Source organism: Roseateles sp. P5_E11, assembly GCF_054049355.1.
In genome coordinates this window covers 1-700 of record NZ_JBFUMO010001153.1, presented here as the reverse complement: position 1 = coordinate 700, position 700 = coordinate 1, and the positions used below count along the sequence as shown (strand labels likewise).

Below are 700 nucleotides of genomic sequence, written 5' to 3'. Positions count from 1 at the left end.
GCGTGTCAGCTCCGCTGAGCACGCTTTCGCTCGTTCTCGGACAAGAAGCGTTTGCGAACCCGCACGCTCTTGGGCGTGATCTCGACCAGTTCGTCGTCGTCGATGAAGTCGACGCCGTACTCCAGCGTCAGCTCGATCGGCGGCGTGACCTTGATCGCATCTTCCTTGCCGGAGACGCGGAAGTTGGTCAGCTGCTTGGTGCGGGTCGCGTTGACGACCAGGTCGTTGTCGCGGTTGTGGATGCCAACGATCATGCCTTCGTAGACCGGGTCGTTGGGCTTGACGAACATGCGGCCGCGATCGTCCAGCTTGCCCAGGGCGTAGGTGAAGATTTCGCCGTCGTCCATGGAGATCAGTACGCCGTTCTTGCGGCCGCCGATGTCACCCTTGTGGGCCTCGTAGCCGTCGAAGATCGACGAGATCAGGCCCGAGCCGCGGGTCAGGTTCATGAACTCGTTGCTGAAGCCGATCAGGCCACGGGCCGGGATGCGGTACTCCAGGCGCACGCGGCCATGGCCGTCCGGCTCCATGTTGAGCATTTCGCCCTTGCGCAGGCCCAGCGCCTGCATGACGCCGCCCTGGTGGATTTCTTCCACGTCGGCTGTCACCAGCTCCATCGGCTCCTGCTTCTCGCCGTCGACGTCCTTGAACATCACGCGCGGCTTGGAGACGGCCAGCTCATAGCCTTCACGGCGCATGT

Annotated in this window: 1 pseudogene; it reads right to left on the bottom strand. The window is 63.1% G+C overall.

Going from position 1 to position 700, the window contains the following annotated elements:
• Nucleotides 1-5 precede the first annotated feature (5 nt).
• Nucleotides 6-700 (bottom strand): annotated as a pseudogene (locus tag ACXJKR_RS34035) (translational GTPase TypA); the annotation flags it as partial.